The 7,603-nt window shown below is 39.0% G+C and carries 6 protein-coding genes; 2 read left to right on the top strand and 4 right to left on the bottom strand.

Features of this window, described 5'->3' with window-relative positions; all coding sequences use genetic code 11:
• The first annotated feature begins 144 nt into the window (after positions 1–144).
• A protein-coding gene (locus tag GQR38_RS19490; RefSeq protein ID WP_165737997.1) for an IS3 family transposase occupies positions 145–1,325 on the top strand; the annotation gives its coding sequence in 2 pieces (ribosomal slippage) (positions 145–403 and positions 403–1,325; 1,182 coding nt in all).
• Positions 1,326–2,051: 726 nt separating this feature from the next.
• On the opposite strand, the gene GQR38_RS19485 is transcribed toward GQR38_RS19490, so the two are convergent.
• From GQR38_RS19485 to hslR, 4 genes are all read right to left on the bottom strand, one after another.
• The gene (locus tag GQR38_RS19485) at positions 2,052–3,161 is read right to left on the bottom strand and encodes a PepSY-associated TM helix domain-containing protein (RefSeq protein ID WP_165723012.1); all 1,110 of its coding nucleotides are present in this window, start codon (positions 3,159–3,161) and stop codon (positions 2,052–2,054) included.
• A gap of 183 nt (positions 3,162–3,344) precedes the next feature.
• Positions 3,345–4,883 carry a phosphoenolpyruvate carboxykinase gene (locus GQR38_RS19480; protein WP_165723013.1) on the bottom strand — a complete coding sequence of 513 codons (1,539 nt, stop codon included), beginning with the start codon at positions 4,881–4,883 and terminating at the stop codon, positions 3,345–3,347.
• Positions 4,884–5,150: 267 nt separating this feature from the next.
• A complete protein-coding gene (hslO, locus tag GQR38_RS19475) occupies positions 5,151–5,996 on the bottom strand; it encodes an Hsp33 family molecular chaperone HslO (RefSeq protein WP_007586592.1) in 846 nt (281 codons plus the stop codon).
• A gap of 12 nt (positions 5,997–6,008) precedes the next feature.
• Positions 6,009–6,431 carry a ribosome-associated heat shock protein Hsp15 gene (hslR, locus tag GQR38_RS19470; RefSeq protein ID WP_007586590.1) on the bottom strand — a complete coding sequence of 141 codons (423 nt, stop codon included), beginning with the start codon at positions 6,429–6,431 and terminating at the stop codon, positions 6,009–6,011.
• A 210-nt stretch (positions 6,432–6,641) separates the two neighbouring features.
• Here hslR and gspC point away from each other — a divergent pair, with 210 nt between their 5' ends.
• The gene (gspC, locus tag GQR38_RS19465; RefSeq protein WP_010555417.1) at positions 6,642–7,583 is read left to right on the top strand and encodes a type II secretion system protein GspC; all 942 of its coding nucleotides are present in this window, start codon (positions 6,642–6,644) and stop codon (positions 7,581–7,583) included.
• Positions 7,584–7,603 lie beyond the last annotated feature (20 nt).

Raw genomic sequence — 7,603 nt, 5'->3', positions numbered from 1 at the left:
GTCTGCAGAAAAGTGAAATGCGCGCAATTAACACACACTCACATCAACACCTATCACGTAGGTCGGGTGTAGTGGTAGAGTAATTTTGGTCACCCATTAAGAAAGAAATGTTATGCTATTTGCATACAAATTTGGGTGAAAAAAATGACAAAATTAAACCGTGCAACGTACTCCGCTGCAATCAAATTAGAAACGGCTCAACTTGTAGTTGACCAAGGTTATACACAAGAAGAAGCAGCCAAAGCGATGGGTGTTGGTAAATCAACCGTAAGTAAATGGGTTGCTCAATTAAAGCAAGAACGTAATGGCCAGTCACCATTGGCTTCACCAATGACACCCGAACAAATTGAAATCCGTGAACTTAAAAAGCAAATCCAACGCATTGAATTAGAAAAGGATATATTAAAAAAGGCTACCGCTCTCTTGATGTCCGACTCCCTGAACAATTCTCGTTAATTGAGAAATTAAATCAACGAGAGCGTTACCCAATTAGTGTGCTATGTAGTGTATTTAATGTGCATCGTAGCAGCTATAAATACTGGGCTATACGGGATACGACACCGACACCAGAGCAAGTAAGGTTAGAGGCTGAAGTTAAAGCCATACATACAATGAGTGGGGGCTCAGCAGGTGCGAGGACAATCGCGGCAATCGCAACGAATAACGATTTTGAATTAAGCCGTTATCGTGCTGCTAAGTTAATGATTAAATTAAAGCTAGAAAGCTGCCAAGTACCTCAACATTCATATAAACGTGGCGGTAATGAACATCTTGAAATCCCAAACCTGCTTAATAGGGAGTTCGATGTTGTTGAGCCAGATACCGTGTGGTGCGGTGATGTTACATATATTTGGACAGGCAATCGCTGGGCTTATTTAGCGGTCGTTATTGATTTATTTGCGCGTAAAGTTGTGGGTTGGGCAATGTCATTGTCGCCAGATTCTAACTTAACGCTAAAAGCGCTTGAGTTAGCTTACGAAAGCAGAGGCAGACCAAGTGGGTTGATGTTTCACTCAGACCAAGGAAGCCATTATACGAGCTTGAAGTACCGCCAACGTTTATGGCGCTATAAAATCACACAAAGCATGAGTCGACGCGGAAATTGTTGGGATAATGCGCCAATGGAGCGATTTTTTAGAAGCTTTAAAACAGAATGGATGCCAAAGGTTGGATATGGGAATTTTATAGACGCTAAATATAGTGTGAGTGATTATATCAACGGATATTACAACAACGTTAGACCGCATCATTATAATGCTGGTTTAGCGCCAAATGAATCTGAGATTAGATACAAAGACTCTAAAACTGTGGCCAAATTTTATTGACCACTACAGGGCGAGCGCAGCGACTCCCGACGCTAAAATCACAACAAAATCTCTCAATACCCCAGTCGGCCAATAAAGTAGCATTTGCTACGTGACTTTCTACTGCTGTGGGCACTATGACATCACCAGGTTTTAAATTGTAAAAAGTGAAATGTGCACAATTAATATACACTGACATCTACACCATCACGTAGGGCGGGCGAGCGCAGCGACTCCCGACGCTAGAATCACAACAAAAACCCTCAATACCCCATTCGGCCAATAAAGTAGCATTTACTACGTGACTCTCCACCGCTGTGGGTATCGTGACATTACGCAGGCTTCACATTGTAAAGAGCCTTGCTTTAACTATTCAGTAGCCTATTAGACATTCCCATTAGGTATATAGCCTTATTTACAGACACTAGTAAGCAATTAATTGGGTGGCACTATTGTGCGCTAAGTTTACCTAAGTGATTTACCGCATTACATCTGTAACTAACTGTAGTTTTAGCGCGTGCAGAATAAATACACATACCTGATAATTATACTAATCGGCAATAATACCTAATCAATTTGGTGGATTGAACTTGACGTTAATTGCGTTAGAAATTTCTGATATACGATTGCATGGATACAGAAGGATGAGCAACTTAGGAGTAATTGGCGAGAACAGCGAAATAAAGAAATTTTTGACCTCAAATAGATCATTTAACTAGGGAGATTGGCGTGAAATTTATTTTATTTTTATATTCTCTTGGTTCTAACTAACCACCTATATACGCCAATAAAGAACAATGCAGCAGGTCCAAAGCCACTCAGCACCCAAATGACTTTTAAAATGTTACCGCCAATGCTGCCGTCATGTAGAGGGTGTATCCAGTTTTTTATTTTACTAGCCGTACTTTGCTTATCTATATTAAACACGCTCTCTAACTTTCCTGTAAGTGCATTAACCTCTATATAGCTATGTGGAAAGCGATACGAAGGATCGTTTACAGTTTGAAATCTTAATCTGTAAATAGCATTTAAGTTTGATGCTGTTTCAATCCAAGCTAAACGCGTATTCGGTAATGCTTTTTCAGCTATTAATACCGCTTGTGATAAAGGAATATTGGTTTGTTTGCTCGGTTGAATTTGTGTTTTTGGTGGGGAGTTTATATCGCTAACTAGAGCGGTTAATATAGAATCTGTTTGTTTTGGAATAGCGAGCATAACACCTGTAACAGTTAAAGCTAGTAGCGGTATGCAGAAGGTTAAACCAATTAGTTTATGCCAGTCGTATAGCAAACCTATTTTAGAGCTACGAGATTTAAATTTTAGTGCCTTTACCCACTGCCCAAGCTTTGGAAGCCAAGCAAAGAATCCAGAAATAAGAAGAACTATTGAGGCTATGCCTATATAGCCAACAACGAGAGTGCCCGTTGCTCCTGTTAGTAATGAAAAATGTAAGTTGTACATCCAAGTTACTAAGTATTTTCCCCAATAGTTTTTACGTATTACTTTATCACTACTGCTAGATAGCCATACCATTAAGGGAGCAAAGCCTTGCTCTTTTGTTTCTATTGGATTGTAGTATCGCGCCGGAATTACTGAGTTTATACCTGTGTTTTCTAATCGCCATGGCCCTTGCTTTGAAGGAAAATTGGCTCTTAGCGTATTATATGCTTGATCCCAATTAGGCGTTTTTATGTTTGTAGTAGCGTCATTTGCTGGATTTAGCAGTAAGTCTATTTGCGGATAGTAAACTAATACGGAGCCAGAAAGGCTAATAATAGCAAGTAAAACACTTACCGATAGACCTAAGTATAAATGTAACCGCCTGAATATTTTTCGCCATGAAAGCTTTAGTGTCATTAATTAAATAGTCGTAATGAGTAATGCAGGTTTATTGGGCATTAAAGAATGATTAATTAGGCGGTATATTATATGGTTTTTTGATATGAGTTGTGCGGCATTTTGTCGCACTTATTAAATTAGGTCTTTAGAAAGTAAAACGCCAGCCCTTGGCTGGCGTTAAAATACAAGCTTGAAGCTTATTTAAGCTTTAGGTCCTGCATTTTTTATATCGTCTGATACGTCATACTTAGCAAAGTTTTCAGTGAAGTCTGCGGCAAGTTTTGCTGCATATTCATTGTACTTAGCTTTATCTTCCCACGTATTAATAGGATTAAGTAAGTTAGTATCTACACCTGGAACTGCTACCGGTACATCTAGGTTTAAAACATCAATGTGCTGAGTTTCAACACCCGCTAATTTACCAGATACGATTGCATCAATTACTGCACGAGTAGTTGGGATATCAAAACGTTTACCTGTGCCGTAAGGGCCGCCAGTCCAACCTGTATTCACAAGGTACACCTTAGCGCCAAACTCGCGTACACGCTTCATAAGAAGCTCAGCGTAAACACCAGCAGGGCGTGGGAAGAATGGTGCGCCAAAACATGTCGAAAATGTTGATTCAATATCGCTAGTTGAACCAATCTCAGTAGAACCAACTTTTGCTGTGTATCCACTTAAAAAGTGAAAAGCAGCAGCTTCTTCGCTAAGTATAGAAACCGGTGGTAATACACCGCTTACATCACAAGTTAAAAATACAACAGCCTTAGGTTCGCCTGCGCGGTTTTCTACTTTACGTTTTTCAACGTGTTCAAGTGGATATGCTGCACGGCTATTTTGAGTAAGGCTAGTATCGTTAAAATCTGGAACGCCTTTTTCATCTAACACTACATTTTCTAAAATAGTGCCAAAGCGGATAGCATTCCAAATTACAGGTTCATTCTTTTGTGACAGGTCGATACATTTTGCATAACAACCGCCTTCAATATTAAACACGCTTCCAGGTGCCCAGCCGTGCTCGTCATCACCAATTAGAAAGCGAGTAGGGTCTGCTGAAAGTGTTGTTTTACCCGTACCAGATAAACCGAAGAATAATGCTGTATCGCCTGCTTCACCAACATTAGCAGAACAGTGCATTGGTAATACACCTTTTGCTGGTAGTAGGAAGTTTTGTACAGAAAACATCGATTTTTTCATTTCACCGGCGTAACGCATACCTGCTAGTAATACTTTACGCTGTGCAAAGTTAATAATGACGGTGCCATCGCTATTTGTGCCATCACGTTCTGGCTCACATACAAACGAAGGAACGTTCATTACTTGCCATTGTGGTAAGTTTGAAGCGTTATAGTTCTGCGGTACGATAAACATGTTTTTGGCAAAAATATGGTGCCACGCTGTTTCTGTAGTTACAACTACAGGTAGATAATGCTCAGGGTCTGCGCCAACTTCTAGGTGAGAGGTGAAGTGGTCATTACTTTGAACATGTGATTCTACGCGAGCCCATAATGCGTCAAATTTGTCTGCATCAAATGGACGATTAACGTTGCCCCATTGAATATCATTTTGAGTTGTTGCTTCTTGTACAATAAAACGATCTTTTGGTGAACGACCAGTTCGTTTTCCTGTAATTGCAACAAAAGCACCATTTGCGGCTAAAGTACCTTCGCCACGGCGGATCGCATGCTCGACAAGTTCAGCTGCGGTTAAATCGACAAAACGTGTAGCGCCTGTAGTCATGTTTATACCTAACTATGTGTGAGAGTTTGAACGGATAGCTCTGGGGTTATCAGTGCCCTTAAACTGAAATTATAGTAACAGAAGGTTTTAAGATATTCGAGCCCGTAAAGCCTCTAAAAACACATATATTTAAGAAAAAACATGAATAATTTCAATGATACCGGTGTCATGAAATTAGCAGAAAGGATGACACCGGTATCATCTTTTTATAATATAAAACCGCATATTTTGCGGCTTTAATTACTATATATAGATGAAGCTGAACATTTAGTTGAAAATGCTTTTTATATCTTGTTCGTTAAAAACATACTCTTTTAAACAGTAATGACAGTTAATATTAACAGACCCTTTTTCAGCTACGTCTTTGAGTAGTTCTTCTTGTCCAATATTAACAAGTGCAGTAATTGTTTTATCACGACTACAACCACATTTGAATTTAATCGCTTGAGGTTCAAATACGCGAGGATTATCTTCGTGATAAAGGCGTGTAAGGACAGTATTAGCATCAAGGTGTAATAGTTCTTCATCTTTAATGGTGTTACTTAATGCTTCTAGGTGTGCAAAGTCTTCAATTGATTTTTGTTTATCAACTGGGAGTACTTGTAAAAATAGACCACATGCTTTTGCGCTACCTTCTGTTGTGTCGGTTGCAAACCAAAGGCGTGTTTTTAATTGCTCTGACTGCTCAAAGTAACTTTCGATACATTCACTCAGAGTATCATGCTCTAGCGGAACTATACCTTGGTAACGTTCACCCTTACTTGGTGTAATAGTGATCACCATATAGCCTTGACCAATAAGCTCTTTTACAGTTGTGCCCGTAATTTCGCTTTGCAGGCGTGCAATACCACGCATGTTTTGTTTATCATCACCATTTATAACTGCATATTTAACTGGGCCATCACCTTGAAGCTGTACTGCAATTTCACCTTCAAACTTTAAAGTGGCGGTTAATAAACAGGTTGCAACAAGTAACTCACCTAGTAATGCTTTAACAGGGTCTGGGTAATTATGGTCGGCAATCATTTCATTATAAGCATTCTCGATTTGTACGAGTTCGCCACGAACATCTAGTTCGTTGAATAAATAACGGTGAAGTAAATCTTGTTGCATGAGCGGCTATACCTAACTTGATTTCATTTTTAAAAGTTCGCGTCTTTGCTTTTTATCCGGTTTTTTATCCGGATGAGGAGCAAAAAAGCTGTTATTTTTGCGTGCGATGCTGTTCTCTTCGCGTTTAGCAATACTTGCATCAGATTCTTGATACATGGTCTGTGCAATGGGGGCGCTTTGACGTTTTTCAAGCACTGAGAGTATAGTTATCAGCTTTTCATCTACGCCCTGAGCCAGTTTTACTTTTGCGCCAACGTCTACTATTTTACTCGCTTTTGTACGTTGCCCATTATAATGTACTTTGCCGCCTTGCACCATTTCGCGTGCAACTGCGCGAGTTTTATAAAATCGCGCAGCCCATAACCATTTATCTAATCGAACTTTTAACCCATCTACAGGGTCTGAGCTGGTATTAGCATTACTTTTTTTACTCATAAGGCATTTCCCCACGTTTTTATAGCTTAAAATTTATCATGAAATCATCGTAGGATGAAGGTATTACAACGGCAGTTTACTTTTTGTACTGTTATGTAAAGTTAATTTAATCTGTTTACAAAGTTTAATATTAGTGTGCTTGTTGAAAGAAAAATGAAAGGGTACTATGGGTACGCGCTAACGCAGTAAATTAAAATAAGAACACTATTTATGGAACAGCAAATCCAACAACTAAAACAATTTTTAACTCGTTTACCGCATGCTAAGTTAAGTGCATTAGTGACACTGTTAGTTGTTGTTTATCTTGCATTTTTATTATCAAAACTTGTTTGGCTTTTGTGGCCAAAACCACCAGTAACTCTACTTACCCCTACTCATTATGCTAACCAGTCATCTGGTGCGAGTAACAACTCAGCGCAGCATATTATTGAGCAATTTTTATTTGGTAAAAAAACTGTAACAAACAACAATAATACTGCAAAGCAATCGCAGGTAATAAATAATGCGCCAGAAACGCGCTTAAGTATCAATTTAACCGGTATCGTAGCGGTTAATAACGATGACAAAGCAGGTATCGCAATTATTGAATCACAAGGTAAGCAAGTAAGCTATCTTGTTGATGAAGTAGTATCGGGTACGCGTGCTGAAGTTGCACAAATATTGCCGGATCGTATTATTTTGAGTGTTAATGGACGCTTTGAAACATTAATGCTTGATGGACTCGATTTTAGTAAAAAAGTATCTATGCCAGTACTCGCTGCGCGTGATGATTCTGAAATGGGTCCGCAAAAATTAGAACCAAGTGATCTACAAATAGATGCCACTGCAGATCCGGACGTTAAAGAAGCAATTATAGAAACACGTGAAGAGTTACTCGAAGAGCCGGGCAAGCTATTTGACTATATACGTGTTTCACAAGCCATGAATGATGGTGAGCTAATTGGATATCGCTTAAGTCCAGGTAAAGAGCCTGAGCTATTTAAGCAAATGGGTTTAAAAAATAACGATTTAGCCATTTCTATAAATGGCTATCAATTAACAGATTTAAAACAGGCTATGTCAGCTATTAATGAGCTGCGTAATAGTACAGATGCCAATATCACTATAGAACGTGATGGTGAACAAATTGATGTGCAATTTAGTCTGCAATAATTTAGCTTTGGAGTTTTAAT

The sequence above is a fragment of the Pseudoalteromonas sp. c7(2019) genome (assembly GCF_011378625.1).
Taxonomy (GTDB): Bacteria; Pseudomonadota; Gammaproteobacteria; order Enterobacterales; family Alteromonadaceae; genus Pseudoalteromonas; species Pseudoalteromonas arctica.
Note: the sequence above shows the minus strand (reverse complement) of the source record. Positions and strands in the feature narration are given on the sequence as shown.

Coding starts and splice junctions, on each gene's coding strand:
- gspC (WP_010555417.1), top strand. CDS start 6,642: ATGGAACAGCAAATCCAACAACTAAAACAATTTTTAACTCGTTTACCG.
- GQR38_RS19485 (WP_165723012.1), bottom strand. CDS start 3,161: ATGACACTAAAGCTTTCATGGCGAAAAATATTCAGGCGGTTACATTTA.
- GQR38_RS19480 (WP_165723013.1), bottom strand. CDS start 4,883: ATGACTACAGGCGCTACACGTTTTGTCGATTTAACCGCAGCTGAACTT.
- hslO (WP_007586592.1), bottom strand. CDS start 5,996: ATGCAACAAGATTTACTTCACCGTTATTTATTCAACGAACTAGATGTT.
- hslR (WP_007586590.1), bottom strand. CDS start 6,431: ATGAGTAAAAAAAGTAATGCTAATACCAGCTCAGACCCTGTAGATGGG.